This is a genomic window from Pseudomonas reactans (assembly GCF_013385825.1).
Taxonomy (GTDB): Bacteria; Pseudomonadota; Gammaproteobacteria; order Pseudomonadales; family Pseudomonadaceae; genus Aquipseudomonas; species Aquipseudomonas reactans.
The window spans coordinates 232554-252421 of record NZ_JACAPG010000018.1; the positions used below are offsets into that span (position 1 = coordinate 232554).

Genomic DNA, 19868 nt, shown 5'->3' on the forward strand with positions numbered 1-19868 from the left:
TTTTCCGTCTCGAGCATCAAGACAGGTAAGACGCAGAAAAAAGCGTCCACCCAACCCTTTCACGACAGGACAGTCTTTATGCTCAGCCGCGTCAGCGCCTTGCGCACCGTCATCCTCGGTTTATCGGTGGCAACCGCAAGCCACAGCATCATGGCCGCCACCCCGGCGCCCGCCCAGGAACAATCCCAGCCCCAGGCGTATGACATTTCGCCCGGCAGCCTTGACCGCGTGTTGGGGGCTTTCGGGCAGCAGGCAGGTGTGATGATCGGCATCGATTCCGCGCTGGCGACCGGTATTCAAAGCAAGGGCTTGAAAGGCAATTTCTCTGTGGACGAAGCCCTTGAGCGCCTGCTGGGCCCGGTGAATTTGCAGGCAGAGCGTGAGCCGGACGGCTATCGCGTGGTGGCCAAACCGGGCTCCCAGGACGGCAAGGTGGAATTGCAAACCACCCAAGTCAGCGCCAACCAACTGGGCACTGTCACTGAAGGCACGGGTTCGTATACCCCTGGCACCATTGCCACGGCCACGCGCCTGGTACTGACGCCACGGGAAACTCCGCAATCCATCTCGGTGGTCACCCGCCAGGTCATGGATGACTTCGGCCTCAAATCCATTGACGATGTGATGCGCCACACGCCGGGCATCACCGTGTCGACCTATGACACCGAGCGCACCAACTACTACTCGCGCGGTTTCTCCATCGAGAACTTCCAGTACGACGGCATACCGACCCTGCGTGATGCCCAATACTCGGCAGGCCAGACCATGACGGACATGGCGATCTACGACCGCGTTGAAGTGCTGAAAGGTGCCACCGGTTTACTTACCGGTGCCGGCGGCCCTGGCGGCACCATCAACCTGATCCGCAAGAAGCCGACCTCCGAGTTCAAAAGCAGCATCGAACTGGGCGCGGGCTCCTGGGATAACTACCGCTCCCAGGTCGACGTCAGCGGCCCCCTGACCGATACCGGTAACGTGCGCGGTCGCGCGGTGGCCGCCTATCAAGACAAAAAATCGTTCCTGGATCACTACTCGCGCAAGACCAGCGTGCTCTACAGTATCCTCGAAGTCGACCTGACCCCGGACACCCTGCTGACCCTGGGTGCCGACTATCAAGACAGCGACCCCAAAGGCTCCAGCTGGACCGGCACCCGCACCATCTTCGACGCCACCGGCAACAAACTCGACCTGCCGCGCTCGTTCAACAACGGGCCCAAATGGGGCTCATGGCAACAATACAGCCACACCGTATTCGCCACCCTGGAACACAGCTTCGACAACGGCTGGGTCACCAAAGGCCAGTACAACCATCAGGTCAACGGCTACGACGCGCCGCTGGGCTATATCTCCCAGGATTCTGCGACGGCGAGTTCGATTTATGCCGCCAAATACACCGGCGACACCACCAGCGACAGCCTGGATGTCTACGCCTCGGGGCCGTTCGAGCTGTTCGGGCGTGAGCATGAACTGGTGATCGGCCAGTCCGTTTCCAACTCACGGTGGAAGGGCAAGGACTACCGTAATCCCGTTTATTTCGGTAACTCCTATGACTTCTACAACTGGCACGGCGAGGCCATTGAGCCTGCGTGGGGCAAGGCCTCCCGGTTCAGTGATGAAATCACCCGCCAGACCGGCACCTATGTCACAGGCCGCTTCAGCCTGACCGACGCGCTGCACCTGTTGCTGGGCACGCGGGTTGCCAGCTATCAAGTCACTGGCACCAGCGACACCGAAGAAAGCGGCAAGGTGGTGCCATACGCCGGCCTGACGTACGACCTCAACGAAAACCTCACCGCCTACGCCAGTTACACCGAAATCTTCAAGCCGCAGACCCAGTATCGCGATCGAACCAACACCATGCTTCAACCCGACGAGGGCAAAAACTACGAGATAGGCCTCAAGGGCGAGTTCTTCGATGGCCGCCTGAACGCCAGCCTCGCCTACTTTGAAGTGCACGAAACCAATCGCCCAATCGCCGATACCGCCTGGAACTCCCAGCCCGCCGTCGATTACGCGTACATGGGCACCGAGAGCAAAACAAAAGGCTACGAAGCAGAGATCTCCGGCGAACTTGCTCCTGACTGGCAGTTGCAAGCCGGTTACACCCACAAGATCGCCCGCGATGCCGATGGAAAAAAGGTAGCGACCTGGGAGCCAGAGGATCAGGTCACCCTCTACACCAGCTACAAGCTCCAAGGCAGCCTGGACAAACTCACCCTCGGTGGTGGCACACGCTGGCAGAGCGCCGGCTGGCAAACCGTGCGCAACTGGGCCTACCCCGGTGGCGGTCGCTCAGAAAAATTCACCCAGGACCCATACTGGCTGGTGGACGTGATGGCGCGCTATCAACTGACCCAGAACCTGTCGGCCACGCTGAACGTCAACAACCTGTTCGACAAGAAGTACTTCACCAATATCGGCTTCTATGACTCGGCGTATTACGGCGACCCACGCAACGTGATGGTCACGACGCGCTGGGATTTCTGAGGTAGATGACAGCAAAAGGCCGAGTTTCCTCGGCCTTTTTTGTTATTGGAATGCTGGTGTGTCTTGGGTGAGAACCAGTACTCGCTCTACCAACAGTTCGCTCAGCACGATCAATTGCTGGCTGGCCAGCAGCTTGTGACGGCTGGCACCTTCGAGTTCGAAGGCCAGGTCGGTGGTCATGGCGTTGAGTGAGGCGAGGGTTTCGCTGGCTTGGATCAGCAGGGTTTCGGGGGAGAGATCTGGGGCGAGGGTGAAGAGGGTTGTCGAGGGTGGATTGGGGGTGATCTTTTTCATGGCTGAAACTCCTTGATTGATGGAGTCGCCAGACATCGCTGCTAAACGAAAAGGGTGGCGACTGTACGCGGGTTAGCAGACCAGGAATCAAGGAACCCGGCGCACCCGAAAGTGCCCCACGCACAGCCGCCATAATACGAACCAGCGGATGCTGAAAGCATCGCTAGAACGAATGGTGGCCTTGCAAGCCTTGATAGTAAACGAGCTGCTAAACCCGGTCGCTGATTTTGCAGCGACGGGAGGAGGCTATCTGCGTGGGGGGAGTTGCGCCAGTTCATCAATGGCGCGATAGCTTGAAGGAAAATTCTGAAGGTTCGTCCTGTCGGGCTTTCCAAACCCCAGAAACGACAAAACCCGCACTAGGCGGGTTCTGTCGATGCTTCGAATTGGTGGGCCGGGGTAATCTGAACTAACTATCTAAGTAATTGATTTAAAATGAAAAATATCGGTTAAAAGATTCTTTGGAATACCATTTGGAATACCAAGGCTTTGGGCTGGCGGTGCAGAGGAAAGGAAGGTGTCCGGCTGGTTCCATCACCTAAGGTTCCTAGCCACCTTTCAGCTTGCCTGTGAAGTACACGCCATCTTCAGACTCCGTCGTTATCAGAAGCTCCAAGACTTGAGCTCGTTTCAGCTCGTGCTTTTTTGCCAGTGTATCGAGTAGCTCGATAGCGGTTTTCGATAGCATGACATTAACCTGCTTCTTGTCTGCTGTGCGTTCGTCGAACTGCTTACGGTTCCATCGTTTCTTGATCGTCTGGATGATGGCTTTCAGCTCATTGCGGCCGAGCTCTGCTTCATCAAAGTACATGAGCAGCTCTTTGTAATTGTTGATAGGGCTCTGGCTTCTAAATATGGATACATGGTGCTTCTCTAGCCACTCCCAAGCGCATTTGCAGCGTTTGAGGCCATCCTTTTTGTCTTCGAACCACTCGAAAGCTTTGTCCCCAGCCTTGTGTCTAAGCCAACGATTGTGAAGGCGCTCGATTTCGTCTGCTTTTTTTGCGATATCCACATCCCAGAGATCAAGGATGGCGATGAGATGATTCCTACCATTGAGTCGTACCAGTCCGCTAGGCAGTCCTTGGGTAGGTCTCAACTCAGTGAGGTCTTCAATCCTGCGAAGTAACCATCGATGCTGCCGCTCATCTCCCTCAATCCACTTGAGATAGTCATGCGGGACCAGGAGTCTGTCCTTTTGGGAGCCTATGTCTTTAAGGTTTTCGGTCTTGCGTCTCAGGAATCTTGCGATCTCGTCCCGCATAGTCGAACCATTACATGTACTAGCGTCAAACCTAGCCCGCTTGTGTTGTTTCAGGTACAGCCATAGCCAGATGTCATGACGAGTGTTTTGCCGTGGTTCCTTGAGTAGCTGGCTCAGCTCGTCAAGCCCGCTATCGTCAACAATAAAAGTCTCATCCATAGTCACGCTCTATCAATTATAGAATATTAATATTATTAATTTGGTCTAGTTCTATTAGGATTCTATAAACCTTCTATGTACGTTCTACATAGATTCTATAGAGGATCAATCGAGATTATATGTTTATTCTATGGATATTCTAGAATAATTTTTCTGGTGGTGGCCAGTAAAGATAGGCTCTGTAGCCGTAAGTGGTTGGTTTTTTAGCAGTGCCTAGTATTTTAACCCTGTGAATCGATCCTGACGTTCAAGGCTGTCATGGCAGTGACGTTTTTGTCGCGTTCCTTGAGTTGGTGGTGCATATGGCGTTAAACGTCTATTAGTAAAAATGGGGCTTTGTGGGTGCTGATATCGAGTGGAGGCGAGATTGTCAGCCACATGTTGCTGATGCTTATAGGTTGCCCATGTCAATTTCGGCAAAGCGCGGGTGCCCAGCGAGTGCGGTTGTTTCGAACGACTGACCGAGACCGCTTCGAGTATTTGGTGTGTGGCAAATGTGGTGGCCGAAGTCGGGTGCGTGCAGAGGTGAGTAATGCTCTATACAAGGTCGAATTGATTCGTCGTCGGGCATCTTGGGTAAGATATTGGCGAAGCTCCCTAGGCTTGCGTCTCCGCTTGGCTGAGTGGCGTTGGTCGAATTTTAAGTTGATAAGTCTTCAATTGAGCGGCACAGGCGTTAAGCAGTAGGCGTAGTGAGTATTTATTTACAGACCTTGCGAATCCTCTGAACGATACGAGAGGAGCCCGTTCATGAGGATCATCCGTCTGAAAGAAGTTATCGACTGCACCGGCCTTGGCCGGTCCACCATCTATAAGTACATCAGTGAAGGAGCTTTCCCAAAACCGGTCTCACTGGGTGATCGGTGCGTTGCCTGGGTTGAAAGTGAAGTTCACGACTGGATCCTGGCTAGGATTGAGGCGCGCGACTTGGCCGATGGGGAGCCGTATAGGCATCAGGGGTGAGCTTTGGATGCCCGTTCCAAGCAGTCTTAATACGCCATGGCTGGGGCTTCCCCCGGTCATGGCGCTTTATGCTGCGTAGGCCGGTTGCCGTGGCGACACCTCAGACAATTCCCGCGGTAGGCTCCAAGCAAAAGTATCGGTATGCGGGGCAATATCGCTTTCCATTGCCCCGCTTGTCTGGGCAATGCCTTGCTTGGTTAAGCTGGTTTTATTGATATAGCCATATCCAATCGACTACTACCTTTCAATAGTCTTAAGTGGAGAGCGTCTCAGCAGTAAAAAGATACTCGGTGAGTACTTGGTGTGCATCCAACCAGTCAGGTACTCAACCATGCGCTCAATCAGCTCTACCACCTACACCAGCTTCTCTCAGTCTCAAGCCTCGATCCTGATCGAGCGATTCGTTCAATCCATTGAGCGAACTGACAAGCCAGCCTTCGAGATCATCCAGTCTCCATCGGGATACGAGCGGGTACAGAGGACTAGGCTCTCTAAATACTTCGACTTCATGCAGCAAATGGTTTACCTCTTCGATGAACGTCACGCCTACGTCTACAGCGAGCACCTGCGAGCCTTCTGGCAAGCCTGTCAGGACATTGGCCTGGAGCGTAGTCATGTAGGTCTGAACTGCTTGAATGAGCAAGGGACGGGATACTTGGATTTTCACAATTCCATGAACGTACTGGTCACTCGGATTCGTCAGATAATCCGAAGCAAGGAGTTCAAACGTAAGGAGAATGACCGCCGCTATGAGGCCAGCCAGAAGCAAGCCATGCTTACTGAGTACGTGGGACGGGTGCTGGATCGCTATTCCCGTACGATTGTGGTGCGGGTGGACCTGCACTATCGAGCAATAGCACGAGCACGTTTGCGTATCGAGCATGTGTTCGAGGACCTGGATTTGCTGGTCCGTGCGAGGGAGCGTAATCCGATCTTCAAGCACGAAACGGGCTATATCTGTTCAGTTGAGCAAGGAGAGGACAAGGGGTTCCACATCCATGCTGCCTTCTTCTTCAATGGTGCTGAGGTGCGTAGCGACTTTAACAAAGCTAGGGAGATTGGTGAGCTGTGGGAGCAGATCAGCAGTGGGCGTGGGTACTGCTACAGCTGCAACGATGACAAGGGCCGTTACGGCGATGAAGTCGGTATCGGGACGATCAGGCGAGCTGACACTCAGGCGTGCGGCAAGGTTATCAAGGCCATGCACTACCTCTCCAAGGGCACCCAGCATCTACGCATTAAGTCGGCAGGCGCACGAACCTTTCGCACAGGTCGCGTTCGGCGGGCAACTGCTTGAGGGCTACCAATCAGTCGATGGCTATATTCTCCATCGTGAGCGAGTTTCCTATTTCCTGATTGGTTGATTGGTTGATTGCCACTACAGTGCCCTTTTACTAGGAGGACACCATGGCATCAATAATTGAAGTGAGTCTCCTGCATCTGAAAATAAAAAAGCCACCGGGGCGTGAATTGGCCTAGTGGCTTGGATGAGGAGGGAATTCAGCCGATCAGGAAGCGGCGACTTCCTGTTTTGATCTTTGGGTAGCGGGCTTGCCGGTAGGGGTTCTGGTCATGGTGGCCGAGATGGGTTGCAGCACCTTGAGCACCTGGGGCGAGCCGATTTCCTCGGCGGACAGTTTGCCAATTTGGGCAAACGCATACAGTTCCAACTTCCGCAGCCAGCCTTTTCGCCACTTCTCTGGCCAGGTGCCTCCGTGAACCTCGCAGTATTCTTTCGCAAGCGTCTCGAACTTCAGCTTTTTTGCCTCGCTGGCTTGTGGGCGGCGTTATTTTTGCTAATTTTCCTTGTTTTACTGGGCTTGCTCAATGATTTTTGTTTTGTCCCCCACTTGTCCCCCCAGTTTGGTTGCGCGTGCGCGTAACCACTCAGCTTATGGTTGTTGTAGTCAATGACTGCGCTGATGTGGCCCAGTCCCTCATCTGAGCTGTGATTTTGCGTACATGGCAATTTGCTGGCTAGTAATCCATGATATTCGCCTCAGGCTCAATGATAATGCCACCCTTATCCCTATGACCAGGGAGCCGCTGCGTGCAGTAGCGTGCTGGTCAAAGAATTCAAAACCTCGCTAGGCTCGGCATAATTGGTCGCACGCTCAAGCAAAATGGAATGCCAAAGCTCTTGGCCAGCCGCTGATGAAAGGAAGTTTCTTATGTCGATCAACCAGACCCAGCTCTACGACACGCTGCAATCGCTAACCCAGCAGGCAGATGTACAGGTTGAGTTTATCTATGGCTTTCTGAATGCTTACGGCTTTGCCAAGAACACAATCACCCAAATCAGGAATGGTGGCGTTCGCAACGTAGCGAAGATCGCGGGAGATGTAGCTCTAAAAGGGCAGCTCTACTTTCGTAGTATCCCGTCGAGTGGGAGCGTCCATGAGACGGCGGAAAGCCTGAAGGACAGTGACGCTATCAAAGCACTCAAGAGCCGTTTCGTCATTGTCACCAATTTCGACGAATTGGTAGCGTATGACTTGAAAGCGGATGAGCGTATGGAAATGCCGTTCACCGAGTTGCATCAGCAGTATGCCTTCTTCTTACCGCTGGCCGGCTTGGAGAAGACCTACACACATACGGAAAGCGTGGCGGACGTCAAGGCTGCTGAAAAAATGGGGCGTCTGTTCGATCTGATCTGTGAGCGGAACCAGACAACCGCAGCAGAGGATATCCACGCGCTCAATGTCTTTCTTACTCGCTTACTGTTCTGCTTCTTCGCAGAAGACACAGGCATCTTCGCGAAGCACCAGTTCAGTGACGCAATAAAATCGACAACCGCTGATGACGGCAATGATGTATCGGAGTTCTTAGGCAAGCTATTTGCAGTGCTAAATGAGCCGGATAGCAGTTCTCTTCGGCAGTCGATGCCCGCTCACTTGAAAGCCTTCCCATATGTGAACGGAGGCTTATTTGGGCAGAAAACGACAATTCCGGTATTTGGGCCAAGATCACGTCGCCTGCTGCTGGAATGCAGCACACTGGATTGGTCGCAGATAAATCCAGATATTTTTGGATCAATGTTCCAGGCGGTGATCGAAGAGGAACAACGCGGCAGTCTGGGGCAGCATTATACCTCCGTTAGCAACATCATGAAGGTCATAAAGCCGCTGTTTCTTGACAAACTCTACGATGAGTTAGATCGTTCACGTGGTAATGAAAAGAGGCTCCAGTCTCTTCTAGAGCGCTTGACGCGCATTCGTGTATTCGATCCTGCTTGTGGCTCAGGAAATTTCTTAATCATCGCTTACAAAGAGCTTCGGCGCTTTGAGATGGAAGTGTTCCGTGCGTTGAATGACGTCAGTAATCAGCACGTGATGTTCATGACGGGCATGAAGCTTTCTCAGTTCTACGGTATTGAGATTGACGACTTCGCCCATGAAATTGCCTTGCTTTCGCTTTGGCTCGCAGAGCACCAGATGCATACGGAGTTCGAGGTTGCATTTGGCCACTCAGAACCCATGCTTCCGCTGAAATCAAGCGGAAATATAATTCATGGAAATAGCTTGCATGTTGACTGGCGAAAAATATGCCCGCTGCATGATGCAGACGGGAGCGAGATTGAAATTTATGTTTGCGGCAACCCTCCGTATTTAGGTTACAACAGTCGCACGGAAGAACAAAAAAACGATATGGAGAAGGTGTTTAAAGGGTTCAAAAAATTTAAAGATCTCGATTTTGTTTCCTGTTGGTTTTGGATTGGTGCGCAGTACATAAGCGGAACCAGAGCCGAGGTTGCATTTGTTTCAACCAATTCGATTTGTCAGGGCGAGCAAGTATCACTTCTATGGCCTAAGATACTGAATGCTGGAGTATCGATTCATATTGCTTATCAGACTTTTTCCTGGAGCAATAATGCCAGGCTTAAAGCCGGAGTTCATGTGACGGTAATTGGGCTTTCAACTGCGCCTGATAAAAAAGTAATGTTCCGACAAATAGACGGTGAGTGGCATGGTCAAACTGCCAAAAACATCATGCCATACCTTTTGGAAGGCAGTGATATCGTTGCAGTCAGCAGAACCTCGCCTATTTCAAAAGTTCAGAAAATGGTACGGGGAAGCCAGCCATCTGATGGCGGTAACTTATTGCTGAGCAGATCTGAACGTGATGACTTGTTGGCCACAGACCCAGAGTCAGCGCAATGGCTAAAGCGGATCTATGGTGCAGAAGAGTTTATTCAAGGAAAGGATCGATGGTGTTTGTGGTTGGCAGATGTTGATCTGGAAAAGGTTTTAAAGTGTAAGAAGGTAGTTAGACGACTAAATGATGTCACTTCATCCAGGCTAGAAAGCTCCAACTCTCAAACCAGGGAGCTAGCAAAAAAACCCCACCTGTTCTGGCAGGATAATCAGCCGCGGTCAGGGACATACATCATTGTTCCGTTGGTTTCTTCCGAGCGTCGTGAGTATGTGCCCATGGGCTTTATGGATGCGTCCGCAGTAGCAAATAATCTCGTTAGTATTATCCCTGAAGGCACCGTTTACGAGTTCGGAGTGCTCACATCCACTATGCATAACGACTGGATGCGAACTGTTGGTGGACGATTGAAAAGTGACTATAGGTACTCAGCCTCAATGGTCTACAACACATTCCCCTGGCCTGAAACAACTGACTTGCAGCGCAGTAAAATTGAGGCTCTAGCCGAAGAAGTCTTGATGGCGCGCGAGAACTATCCGGATAAGTCGTTAGCCTACTTGTACGATCCGGAAACCATGCCAGGAGACTTAAAAAATGCTCATAGGGTGTTAGATGCTGCGGTTGAGCGCTTATACCGCTCTCGTCCATTCCGAGATGCTTCTGACCGCTTAGAACACTTGTTTGCCCGCTACGAGATACTGATCGAGCAGGAACAGCAGCAAGCTGTTGAGGCCGTCTCCAAGAAGACACGTAAGCCTCGAGCGACCAAGACTGCTGTCGCCGAATAATTTGAAAGGAAGCTCCCAAAATGGTTGATTTGCTGAAAGTTGAATACGCTCAGACGGGTAAGAGCTCATCCCTAAACGGTATGGGGATGCGCGAGATGCAAGCGAGGGCTTTCGCCTCGCGTGCCAGTCAATACTTGTTGTTGAAAGCCCCCCCTGCCAGCGGTAAGTCGCGCGCTCTGATGTTTTTAGGGCTGGATAAGCTAATCAATCAAGGGATTCGCAAGGTAATCGTGGCGGTTCCAGAAATGTCAATCGGCGCCTCTTTCCGGGACACCTTGCTGACTAAAGATGGCTTCTTTGCAGATTGGGCTGTGTTGCCACATAACAACTTGTGTCTGCCAGGCGGTGAAGAAGGCAAGGTTGTAGCGTTCAAACGATTCATGGCGAGCCCTTCCGAACAGATACTAGTGTGCACACATGCCACGCTTCGCTTCGCTTTCGAGAAGCTGGCCCCTACAGACTTCAATGAAACTCTTATAGCAATTGATGAGTTCCATCATGTCTCCGTCGATGGTGAAAACCGCCTGGGTGTGCTGCTTGATAAGGTAATGAAGGTGTCCAGTGCACATGTCGTTGCGATGACTGGCTCCTATTTTCGCGGAGACACGGTGCCTATCCTGCTACCTGAGGATGAGGAGAAGTTCGACAAGGTGACGTACACCTACTATGAACAGCTCAACGGTTACCGCTACCTGAAGTCTCTTGGTATTGGTTACCACTTTTACCAGGGACGCTATATCGATGCGTTGAGGGATGTGCTGGACAGCCGTAAGAAGACCATCATTCATATTCCGAACGTCAACAGTGGTGAGTCGACCAAGGATAAGCATGGTGAGGTCGATCATATCCTCGATGTCATGGGGACTGTGCTTGAGCAAGATCCAAAGACCGGGATCATTACCGTGCGCCGTCCGGACGGCTCGTTGATGAAAGTAGCCAATCTGGTTGATGACGGTCCGATACGAGTATCGGTCGTTGAATACCTGCGTAACGTGGGGAAAGCATCCGACTTGGATGCAGTAATTGCCTTGGGCATGGCGAAAGAAGGTTTCGACTGGCCTTGGTGTGAGCATGTACTGACCATTGGCTATCGTAGTTCGATGACAGAAATTGTGCAGATCATTGGACGAGCCACCCGTGATTCGGAGTGCAAAATACACGCTCAATTCACCAATCTGATTGCCCAGCCGGACGCTGAGGACGAGGATGTGAAGGTGTCGGTAAACAACATGCTCAAGGCGATCACCTTGTCGTTGTTGATGGAACAGGTGCTGGCGCCTACGGTGACATTTAAACCGCGCTCTCAGATAAAAGAGGGCGATTATGTCGTGCCAGGTACGATTATCGTCAATGACGTGACAGCCCCTGTCTCCGAAAAGGTCATCAAGATTCTTAACGGTGATAGCGATGACATCATTGCCACGCTGATCCAGAAACCTGAAGTCGGTAAATCGCTGGTAGGTGGAGGAGTTGAGCCAGAGGTCATCAACGAAATTGAACTACCGAAGATAATCGAGAGAAAGTATCCCGACCTCACCCCGGAAGAGGCTGAGCAGGTACGTGTTGGAGTGCTGACCAAAGCGCTGATTGGTAGCTCTGGCGGGCTGTTCAATGAGGAGGACCTTCCTCCAAATGCCGTGATCATTGATGATCGAGTTGATGTTTGCGGCGGTAGTGCGGGTGGAGGGGAGTCGGGGGAGTGGCCAGTAATTTCATCACCGCCTAAGGCGCCTGAAGGCAGCCGGCAGTTCGTCAAAATGGGCGAAAAATTCGTCAACATCGAGAATCTGTCCCTTGACTTGATTGAGCGGGTTAACCCGTTCCATGGCGCTTACGAGATTCTATCGAAATCCGTGACTCCGGCGATGCTGAAGACTATTCAGGATGTAGTGGCTGCGGGCCGGATCACCATGACGGAGGAAGAGGCCATAATCCTTTGGCCCCGCATTGTGGCATTCCGCCAAGAAAAGGGGCGCGAGCCTTCCCTGACCTCGAATGACTCAATTGAAGTGCGCTATGCCGAAGGGCTGGAGTACCTTAAAAAACGTAAGCGCGAGAAACTTCAGCAACAACAGCAGACAATGTGACGGGGCGATGGAATGAACCTGCATAGTAAGAGACACCGCGAACTGAATTCGTTGGACAGTATTTTTGGTGCATCGGATGAGTTCGGTCTACTCAGCGTGAAATCGCACTCCGCTGCACCCGGTAAGGGCGACCTGATGGCCTCTCGTTTTGAAGAGCTCAACCAGTTTATTGACCGGCACGGTCGGCTGCCTTTAGAGCATAGTGAAAGCATGCCCGAGCGGCAGATGGCCAAGCGGCTTAGGGCGATAATGGCGAGCGGTGATCATGCTGCTCTCAAGCCTCTTGACCGATATAGTGTTTTAGCCGGACTCTGTCTGGTGCAAAAGGCCATGCCCGTGTCCCTTCCTTCCCCCGTCGCGGTTGATGATGTGATGAGTATCGACGACATCTTGGGTGGTGATGACTTGGGACTGCTTGATGTGGGTGATATGAGCATTTTGGACATCAAACACGTCCCGACTGATAGAGGGACGCCGGATGAAGTTGCTCAGCGCACAAAATGTGAGGATTTCTGGCAGTTTGATTCGATCTTCAAAAAATTACATGCCGACCTCAAAGGAGGCAAGGCAGAGTCCGTGCGCTTCGCTGAAAACTGGCAGATTACTAGCGGCGACTCCTTCATTCTCAACGGTGTCATGTGTTTTGTAGATAAGGTGGGCGATGAGCACGGTCGCGGAGAGCATAAGGATGCAAGGCTAAGGCTGATCTTCGAGAATGGCACTGAGTCGAACATGCTGCGCAGGTCTCTTGGTCGCGCCCTCTACATGGATGAAACGGGCCGTCGTATCTTGCGTGATCGGGATGATGCGCTGACTGAAGCCTTTCAAGACATTCGATTGACTCACCGTGATCGCCGCACTGGAGTCATCTATATCGTTAAGACGTTGAGTCATAACCCTTCGCTGGTGCAATTTCCACACCTCTACAAGATTGGTTACACCGAGCTGACGGTTGATGAAAGGATTCGCAACGCTGAACGGGACATTGCTTTCCTCGAAAGCCCTGTCCAAAAAATAACAGAGTTTGAGTGCTTCAACATGAACCCTCAACGGTTCGAGTCGCTGGTGCACGGCTTCCTGGCGGTGCAGCGGCTGAATGTGGAGCTCATCGGAAAGGATGGCAGGCAATACCGCCCTCGCGAGTGGTTCGCCGTTTCGTTACAGGTAGCGAAAGAGGTTATCCAGCGAATAATCGATGGAACCATTGTTAGGTACCGGATGGACAATACGTCTGGGAAGATTGTTGAGAAAAATAGAGTAGATGCCCCCCGAACTTAGCTTGTGAACTGCAAGTTCGTATAAAATAAAAAGCCCGATAGGCTATGCATCTATCGGGCTTTTCATGCTGCTTTACTAGTAGTTAGTCATGCAGTTGTTCTGCGGCGTATAGCGTGTTTTCCAGTAGGCATGCGCGCGTCATCGGGCCGACGCCGCCCGGTACTGGAGTGATCCAAGAAGCACGCTCAGCGGCCAATTCAAAGTCCACGTCACCTACCAGTCTGCCACTAGCTTGGCGGTTGATGCCGACGTCAATGACAATGGCACCCTCCTTAATCCACTCGCCTTTGACTAAGCCTGGTTTCCCGACTGCAACCACGACGATGTCCGCTTGACGCACGTGGCTAGCCAGGTCACGAGTGAAACGGTGAGTTACAGTAATAGTGCAGCCGGCCAGCAGGAGTTCGAGCGCCATCGGTCGGCCGACGATATTAGAGGCCCCTACCACTACTGCATGCAAGCCATACAGGTCTACGCCGGTACTCTGTAGAAGGGTCATGATGCCCTTGGGCGTGCAAGGTCGCAGCACCGGCATGCGCTGGGCCAAGCGACCAATATTGAACGGATGGAAGCCGTCTACGTCCTTGTCCGGTGAGATGTGCTCTAGCAATTGTGAAGCATCTAGGTGTGCAGGCAGGGGTAGTTGCACCAGTATTCCGTCTATGGCGGGATCCCGATTAAGATTTTCGATCAGCTCTAGCAGATTTTGTTGGCTGATATTGGCATCAAGGTCATAGGCTCGAGAAATGAAGCCAACCTCTTCGCAGTCCTTGCGCTTGTGGGCGACGTAGACCTGGGAAGCGGGATCGCTCCCCACGAGAATGACTGCTAAGCCGGGAATGCGCAGATTTGCCTCGCGGCGCTCTGTCACGCGCTGTGCAATTTTTTTGCGAAGGCTTGAGGCAATGGCTTTGCCGTCGATGAGTTGTGCAGTCATTACGCTTGGAGAACCACGATTGTTAGTGAAAGTAGGTGGGTATTGTCGCACGCGTGTTTGTCGGGTGTCAGTACTCTCATGTCGGAGGTAGGGGGGAGCGATCCCTTTCATGCTGCGCATTCCACGCCCTCCGGCCTCTCCGACGCTGGCTCGACCTACTTGCAAGCTCGCGGCGACCTGCCGGGCAAATGGGCCTACCTCGAATTTTAGGCATGGATGACCGCTCAACGACCACCACTGTGCTTCGATAAAAAAGGTCGATGGTGGTGAATTAATCTTGTCTGCCTTAGTCAGGCAGACAGGATGTGCGTGGAATGGGTGGCTGGATGACGGTGGAATGCGCACTGATAGGCTTGTAAAAGTGGGGGGGCATCTGACGATGTCGTAATTACGGTTACAGTACCGATTGGTTATTTGGCGTTCACAATTAATTTATCTTGGTCAGGAATAAAACATGGGAGGCATGGTTGGGTATCCGCTGGCTATGGTGTTATTTTTCCAGTGTTGAGGAAGCTTGTAATTCATCGCTGTGCTGAGCGATTTTGATTAGAAAGTGACTCCGGAAGAGGGGGAGGATTCTCGGTATTGGTAATATGCTTATGCATATGTTCTGCTAAGTTTATGAAAAGTTCTAGCACTGGCCTTCGCGTAATATTTATATCCTCTGGGTGGGTCAGTAGACAAGTCATTATCTCTTGTCTTGTGCTGATCATTTTAGTTGGGTGTCACTTACTATCAAATTAAGTGGTATCGTCTTGTTTGATGGCGAAGTCTGGCTGCTTGGATAGAGCCAAGCAGCCTATGTATGGTCTAATCTGTCTCGATAGAATAGATAGTCTCTGCAATGTAAAAATTTACTGAGGCTCACTCCGATATGTATTTAACGTATTGGAGCTAACTCATGAAGCGTCATCCAGATAATGCTAATCTCATGCTCTGCTATGAGGATCATTACCTTGGTTTTCCTATCCAAGTGAGTAAAGGTCCTTTTGTGCGAAACTACCTATATAGTCTTAATAAAGTGCTCCAGCGAGCGATGGACGATTGTCCGCGTGGTTTCGCATTCAGATTTGATTTGCGCTTTCCCGCTGCTATAGATCTGCCTGACTACCTGTATACGAATAGGGTGATGGACCGTTTCCTGGAATCCTTCAAGGCGAAGATCAAGCACAATCGATTAAAGGCTGGTTCATCGGGGAAGCATATCCACGACACTATGGTGCGATACGGCTGGGCGAGAGAGATCGGGTTCTTGGGTAAACCTCATTACCACGTACTCATCCTGCTCAACCGAGACGCGTTCACTACGCTTGGAAATTTTGAGCCAGGCAGGGATAACATCTTCAATCGTCTTGTAGGAGCCTGGGCCAGTGCCCTGAGGCTATCAGTCGATGAGTGTGACGGCTTAGTGCATATCCCAGATAAACCTGACTATCGCCTGCACAGAGATGATGAGCTGGGGCAGCGAGAGTTGTTCTACAGAGCCAGCTACCTCTGCAAGTCTGCTACTAAAGCCTATGGGGATGGTCAGCATGGGTTTGGAGCCAGCCGGGTCTAAGGTAGGAAAACTCGTCGATTAGTCGACACGTATTTCCCCATTCTGAGTAAATGCCCTGTTTCCTGGCCATCCGATTGCCACTACAGTGGTGCCCTTTTACTAGGAGGGCACCATGGCATCAATGATTGAAGTGACTCAGGATGTGGTTTACGAACTGTCAGGCAAGAAGGTAACTATCCCGGCAGATTCGATTGTTCAGTCCTCATCTGAGCTGCTGGAGGCTCAAAAATTCAAGGGGGATGGTGAAACCTACGCGTCTTTATTCACAGGGACTACCCAGGCTGGGGCTGTCGTATGGCGCGTCACGGCTGATTACGGCTTCACAACTCCAAGCGTCGACGAGATCGAGCTGGTGGAGTGCCCTGAAGGTATCGAGATCATCCAGAGCTTGGCGGTTGAGATCGTTCAAGTCGATTAAGAAGACGATGAGTGTTGAGCCACCTGCATTTCGTTTGGAATTGCCCCAATAATACCGGATACCGACACCCGTTGACTTGATAGCGCTGCATTCCATTTCGTTTGTTATGGTGATTCAGCGGAGATGGCTCGTTCACTTCCTTGGGGTTAGCTATCCCTGTAGTTCAGAAGTTTGTTCTGCCTGAAGCTGGATTCACCGCAGGGTAGTGTGAAAAGAGGTTCTATCGGGTCAAAGCAACAGCGCCCAGGACGAATGCCCAGGAGACAAGATGAGATCAAGCCCAGACGATGGCACAGACAGAACAGAGCATGTGGCAAATTGTCCTCATTGCGGGCAGCCGCATCATTACGTCGAGATCAAATTTCAAGGTGAAAACGACCATGGCTATTGGGAGGTTGATTGCCCTAGGTGCAATCAACCGTTCGTAATCGAGCTCAACAATCCTCTAGAGTCTGGCGGCAAGCTTTGCAAGCAAATCAAAGCAAGGCATGAAAAGTCATTCGCTGGGGATCGGAGCACAGTTGCCCATGACGTTTTCCGACACAACATTGATCTGAACCTAAATGTGTGGCGGTTCAACTACTCGGCAACCCCGCTCTATCAATGCGCGAAGAGCTCGGCTGATTTAGAGGGCCTCGCCAAGACAGCTTTGGGAAACGAGATTTCGGGAGTTGTTAGAGCCTACTACACCGCGCAGAACTTTCTATTGAAGGGTGGCCCTCACCACGACTATGCAGTGGCGCGTGTGCCCGTGACGTGTTCGTGTGGAGGAAGGCACACGGCCACCTTTTATGCGCGGCTTTTGATGGGCACCGGCACCGGACCTACATCGGAAAACGACTTTCTCCTTGCGGATGTTTCCGGAGCAAAGTTTGAGGAAACGTTGGATGGTATTGTGTCCAAGGACGATGCCATGGACTTGCTTGAAAAGTTGATCATCCGTTGGAATCTGCTTGCCGATCAAATTCTGATCGTCTCACCGTTCGTGGGCACGACATTCATGTCTTCAGAAAAACAGTTAGCCATATGGGAGTGGCTGCTTGGCATGCTGGACTCTGAGAAGTCCGTTTTCTTGACGCGTGGAGCGACGTGGATGGCCTATAGGAAGGCCATGGAGGAGGACGGAATTTCGGTCAAGCTTCTAGAGAAGTTTGGCTTGGAAAACAGGCTTGTCGCCATGGATGCCAGGAAGCAAGATTTCCATGCAAAATTCTTCGCCGGTATTTCCGAGAGCGTGTGCGAGGTCATGAGTGGTTCAGCCAATTTGGTTCGCGGTCCGTCTGTTGAGAACATTGGGTTTAAAGCGATGAACAGATCCGCGTTTGAAGAGCGCTACCTCGAAAGAATGAAGTTAAAGACCCCGCTTCCCGCGCCGAAGAGAGCTTCAAAATATTGGGTTTTGATCGATCGCGAGCCAGAAGGGTGGCGTTCCAGAACGATGTTTGACGTCCCTTATATTGAGGGGCCACAGCCAAAGACTCTGCCAGAAAGCTCGTCGGATGTGGGGGCTGGTCACTGACATCGCAGTGCTACAAGCGAGTGATAAAATCAGGGCGCTTTGATTGGGGCTTCTACGATGGTGACAATAGGTTAGCAAGTCATGGTCGGAACGAACATCCAATCTAGGAATCATCCGGGCGGAGGACCGCGTCCAAGGGTTCCGACGCGAATTCAATGGCTTCCTGATGAGACTGATACGGACTGGTGTGAGGGTCTTACATCTGTATCCCGCAACGCCCTTGTGCGCGAGCGTAGAGTTGGACGCGCACTGCTGCCGAAGACGTTCGAGGAAGTGCATGCCTGGGAGTGGCAGGCGCCAACGTGGAAGCAGGCGCTCAGGCTGAAATAGCCTCGCATAGGGCTGCAGATCGATGGCTAAAAAAATAAGTGATGGGGATCGTGCCGATGACCGCCCTAGCGTCAGCCAAGGGCAGTCCATCGGACGGTGTGAGCATAGGCGTTACAGGTACCCCTGCTCAGCCAGCGACACACAACCGTCATATCCCACGGCGACATGATCCAATGTTCGGGTGCCAATCATGTTGAGTGCGTTCTTGATGTTGGTGGTCAATGTGTGAACGGCTTGACAGGTCTCTGAGTCGCTGTTGTGCACCTTATGTACTAGGATCACGGCGGCAGCGTTGTGCTCCAAGGCGATCTTGACCACTTCCCGTGGATATACGCTGACCCCGTCTAGGGTGCCTCTGAATAGCTCTCGGAAACCAATAACCCGGTACTTGGTATCAAGCAGCAATAACGCAAAGACTTCATGCTCGTGGTACTGCAGCAGTGATTGTAGGTGGCTGAAGACTTGTTTCGGCTCCGTCAGTGCCCGGCCTTTCGACAACCGACTCATTGCTAGTTGTTGCGCCATCTGCAGGATATCGGCCTCGGTGACCGGTGAGTCCATGACATAGGTCCCGATCGGTTCATCGGCTATAAGCTTGTGATATTTCATGCGGGTATTCCTGTACGAATGCGTGAGAAGGGGGGATTGAGCAACGCGGTTACTGGGCGGTGGGTTTGCCGTTGTGCCGCGTGGCTTGCGACTCCAGCTTTTGCGCGAGTGAGGGTTTGGTAGGCGCTGCTAGTTGGGCTTGGGGCTCAACATGGCTGGGCTGATCTTCAATGGCAGGGAAGAACTCATCGACGACAGCACCGGTGTCCTCCTCGCTGTCCTCAAAGGCCCCATTGTTAAAGCCCTGCCGGGCCGCATGATCAAGGGCGCTCTGGTTAAAGCCGGAGACCTGCCTGGTTTCGTCGAGCTGCTTGGCTTCCAGTAAGGCGTCTTCTAGACTCAGGCCGCTGCGCACCGTGATATCGACGTAGAAAATCGGTGTGTCGTGGCTCTGCCGCGTGGACTTACCACGCAGACGCAGTTCCAACGGCAGGCAGGCCAATCGATCGCCGGAGATGGCTTGTAGGTAGTGCAGACGTGCTGCCAGGGTACGAATGCTGTTGTAGCCCGTGGTGCGAAAGACAAAGCTGCCCAGCGGATCGTCATCCCCGATGGCAACATTCAGCCGTCCGTAGGGCTTGCAGGCTCCGCCTTGCGCCAGTAAACAGCCATCCGGTGAAGGGCAGGGCAACAACTGGATGCCGTCCTTGGTCAAACGCTTGCAGGTTTCACCATTGCCCACGCACAGCGGCCGGCCGGTAGCGCGGTCGAACAGGCTGTAGTCAGCCCGAAAGTTCAGGTCCGGGTCGTTGAACAGCAAGCGGATCGGAATGCTGCGCAACTTGCCATCCTGGCCATTGCGCAGTTCCTCATTGTGCGGGTGCATTAACCAACCGTCGCGGTTTTGGACTTGCGAGGTGATGGTGAATTGATCGTCTTTCTCGGGGAGGCGCTTGCCGTTTTTCTCGATAACCTTGCCGATGGAAATGCGCCCGAGTACCGGAGGGGTGATCGCTAAACCTTTGAGCATGGCGGTTATCCTTGATCTGAAATTAGAAAAGCCACCGGGACGTAAACGGTCCGGG

The 19868-nt window shown here is 52.3% G+C and carries 14 protein-coding genes and 1 pseudogene; 9 read left to right on the plus strand and 6 right to left on the minus strand.

Annotated features, from left to right (window positions below):
* Positions 1–78: 78 nt before the first annotated feature.
* Positions 79–2487, plus strand: coding sequence for a TonB-dependent siderophore receptor (locus tag HX868_RS21445; RefSeq protein WP_177004297.1), 2409 nt, complete (start codon positions 79–81; stop codon positions 2485–2487).
* 42 nt (positions 2488–2529) lie between these two features.
* Here HX868_RS21445 and HX868_RS21450 read toward each other — a convergent pair whose 3' ends face one another.
* Both HX868_RS21450 and HX868_RS21455 read right to left on the minus strand, forming a co-directional pair.
* Positions 2530–2781: a DUF6124 family protein gene (locus HX868_RS21450; protein ID WP_016976794.1), complete on the minus strand. Its 252-nt coding sequence runs from the start codon at positions 2779–2781 to the stop codon at positions 2530–2532.
* A gap of 547 nt (positions 2782–3328) precedes the next feature.
* Positions 3329–4204, minus strand: coding sequence for a hypothetical protein (locus HX868_RS21455; RefSeq protein ID WP_177004298.1), 876 nt, complete (start codon positions 4202–4204; stop codon positions 3329–3331).
* A gap of 750 nt (positions 4205–4954) precedes the next feature.
* Between HX868_RS21455 and HX868_RS21460 the strand changes: the two genes are divergently transcribed.
* Both HX868_RS21460 and HX868_RS21465 read left to right on the plus strand, forming a co-directional pair.
* The gene (locus tag HX868_RS21460) at positions 4955–5167 is read left to right on the plus strand and encodes a helix-turn-helix transcriptional regulator (RefSeq protein WP_177004299.1); all 213 of its coding nucleotides are present in this window, start codon (positions 4955–4957) and stop codon (positions 5165–5167) included.
* Positions 5168–5498: 331 nt separating this feature from the next.
* A complete protein-coding gene (locus HX868_RS21465) occupies positions 5499–6464 on the plus strand; it encodes a YagK/YfjJ domain-containing protein (protein WP_177004300.1) in 966 nt (321 codons plus the stop codon).
* Positions 6465–6729: 265 nt separating this feature from the next.
* Here the strand turns inward: HX868_RS21465 and HX868_RS30870 are convergent.
* Positions 6730–6939 (minus strand): annotated as a pseudogene (locus HX868_RS30870) (phage integrase central domain-containing protein); the annotation flags it as partial.
* A gap of 399 nt (positions 6940–7338) precedes the next feature.
* On the opposite strand from HX868_RS30870, the gene HX868_RS21470 reads away from it, so the two are divergent.
* Genes HX868_RS21470 through HX868_RS21480 form a run of 3 tightly spaced genes read left to right on the plus strand, consistent with a single transcriptional unit; the run spans position 7339 to position 13472 of the window.
* On the plus strand, positions 7339–10107 hold the full coding sequence (locus HX868_RS21470; protein WP_177004301.1) for a class I SAM-dependent DNA methyltransferase: 2769 nt from the start codon (positions 7339–7341) through the stop codon (positions 10105–10107).
* Positions 10108–10127: 20 nt separating this feature from the next.
* The gene (locus HX868_RS21475; protein WP_177004302.1) at positions 10128–12194 is read left to right on the plus strand and encodes a DEAD/DEAH box helicase; all 2067 of its coding nucleotides are present in this window, start codon (positions 10128–10130) and stop codon (positions 12192–12194) included.
* Between the two features lie 12 nt (positions 12195–12206).
* Positions 12207–13472 carry a GIY-YIG nuclease family protein gene (locus HX868_RS21480; protein WP_177004303.1) on the plus strand — a complete coding sequence of 422 codons (1266 nt, stop codon included), beginning with the start codon at positions 12207–12209 and terminating at the stop codon, positions 13470–13472.
* Between the two features lie 82 nt (positions 13473–13554).
* Here HX868_RS21480 and folD read toward each other — a convergent pair whose 3' ends face one another.
* Positions 13555–14409 carry a bifunctional methylenetetrahydrofolate dehydrogenase/methenyltetrahydrofolate cyclohydrolase FolD gene (folD, locus tag HX868_RS21485; protein WP_177004304.1) on the minus strand — a complete coding sequence of 285 codons (855 nt, stop codon included), beginning with the start codon at positions 14407–14409 and terminating at the stop codon, positions 13555–13557.
* Positions 14410–15310: 901 nt separating this feature from the next.
* Between folD and HX868_RS21490 the strand changes: the two genes are divergently transcribed.
* The 3 genes from HX868_RS21490 (at position 15311) to HX868_RS21500 (ending at position 17904) form a co-directional block, all read left to right on the plus strand.
* A complete protein-coding gene (locus HX868_RS21490; protein ID WP_177004305.1) occupies positions 15311–15967 on the plus strand; it encodes an inovirus Gp2 family protein in 657 nt (218 codons plus the stop codon).
* A gap of 112 nt (positions 15968–16079) precedes the next feature.
* Positions 16080–16385 (plus strand): hypothetical protein, encoded by a 306-nt coding sequence (locus HX868_RS21495; protein ID WP_177004306.1) that lies wholly within the window; start codon positions 16080–16082, stop codon positions 16383–16385.
* A gap of 268 nt (positions 16386–16653) precedes the next feature.
* The gene (locus tag HX868_RS21500) at positions 16654–17904 is read left to right on the plus strand and encodes a phospholipase D-like domain-containing protein (RefSeq protein WP_177004307.1); all 1251 of its coding nucleotides are present in this window, start codon (positions 16654–16656) and stop codon (positions 17902–17904) included.
* A 441-nt stretch (positions 17905–18345) separates the two neighbouring features.
* On the opposite strand, the gene HX868_RS21505 is transcribed toward HX868_RS21500, so the two are convergent.
* Both HX868_RS21505 and HX868_RS21510 read right to left on the minus strand, forming a co-directional pair.
* On the minus strand, positions 18346–18843 hold the full coding sequence (locus HX868_RS21505) for a JAB domain-containing protein (RefSeq protein ID WP_177004308.1): 498 nt from the start codon (positions 18841–18843) through the stop codon (positions 18346–18348).
* Between the two features lie 49 nt (positions 18844–18892).
* Positions 18893–19813 (minus strand): recombination directionality factor, encoded by a 921-nt coding sequence (locus HX868_RS21510; protein ID WP_177004309.1) that lies wholly within the window; start codon positions 19811–19813, stop codon positions 18893–18895.
* Between the last annotated feature and the right edge of the window lie 55 nt (positions 19814–19868).

Coding starts and splice junctions, on each gene's coding strand:
- HX868_RS21445 (WP_177004297.1), top strand. CDS start 79: ATGCTCAGCCGCGTCAGCGCCTTGCGCACCGTCATCCTCGGTTTATCG.
- HX868_RS21450 (WP_016976794.1), bottom strand. CDS start 2,781: ATGAAAAAGATCACCCCCAATCCACCCTCGACAACCCTCTTCACCCTC.
- HX868_RS21455 (WP_177004298.1), bottom strand. CDS start 4,204: ATGGATGAGACTTTTATTGTTGACGATAGCGGGCTTGACGAGCTGAGC.
- HX868_RS21460 (WP_177004299.1), top strand. CDS start 4,955: ATGAGGATCATCCGTCTGAAAGAAGTTATCGACTGCACCGGCCTTGGC.
- HX868_RS21465 (WP_177004300.1), top strand. CDS start 5,499: ATGCGCTCAATCAGCTCTACCACCTACACCAGCTTCTCTCAGTCTCAA.
- HX868_RS21470 (WP_177004301.1), top strand. CDS start 7,339: ATGTCGATCAACCAGACCCAGCTCTACGACACGCTGCAATCGCTAACC.
- HX868_RS21475 (WP_177004302.1), top strand. CDS start 10,128: ATGGTTGATTTGCTGAAAGTTGAATACGCTCAGACGGGTAAGAGCTCA.
- HX868_RS21480 (WP_177004303.1), top strand. CDS start 12,207: ATGAACCTGCATAGTAAGAGACACCGCGAACTGAATTCGTTGGACAGT.
- folD (WP_177004304.1), bottom strand. CDS start 14,409: ATGACTGCACAACTCATCGACGGCAAAGCCATTGCCTCAAGCCTTCGC.
- HX868_RS21490 (WP_177004305.1), top strand. CDS start 15,311: ATGAAGCGTCATCCAGATAATGCTAATCTCATGCTCTGCTATGAGGAT.
- HX868_RS21495 (WP_177004306.1), top strand. CDS start 16,080: ATGGCATCAATGATTGAAGTGACTCAGGATGTGGTTTACGAACTGTCA.
- HX868_RS21500 (WP_177004307.1), top strand. CDS start 16,654: ATGAGATCAAGCCCAGACGATGGCACAGACAGAACAGAGCATGTGGCA.
- HX868_RS21505 (WP_177004308.1), bottom strand. CDS start 18,843: ATGAAATATCACAAGCTTATAGCCGATGAACCGATCGGGACCTATGTC.
- HX868_RS21510 (WP_177004309.1), bottom strand. CDS start 19,813: ATGCTCAAAGGTTTAGCGATCACCCCTCCGGTACTCGGGCGCATTTCC.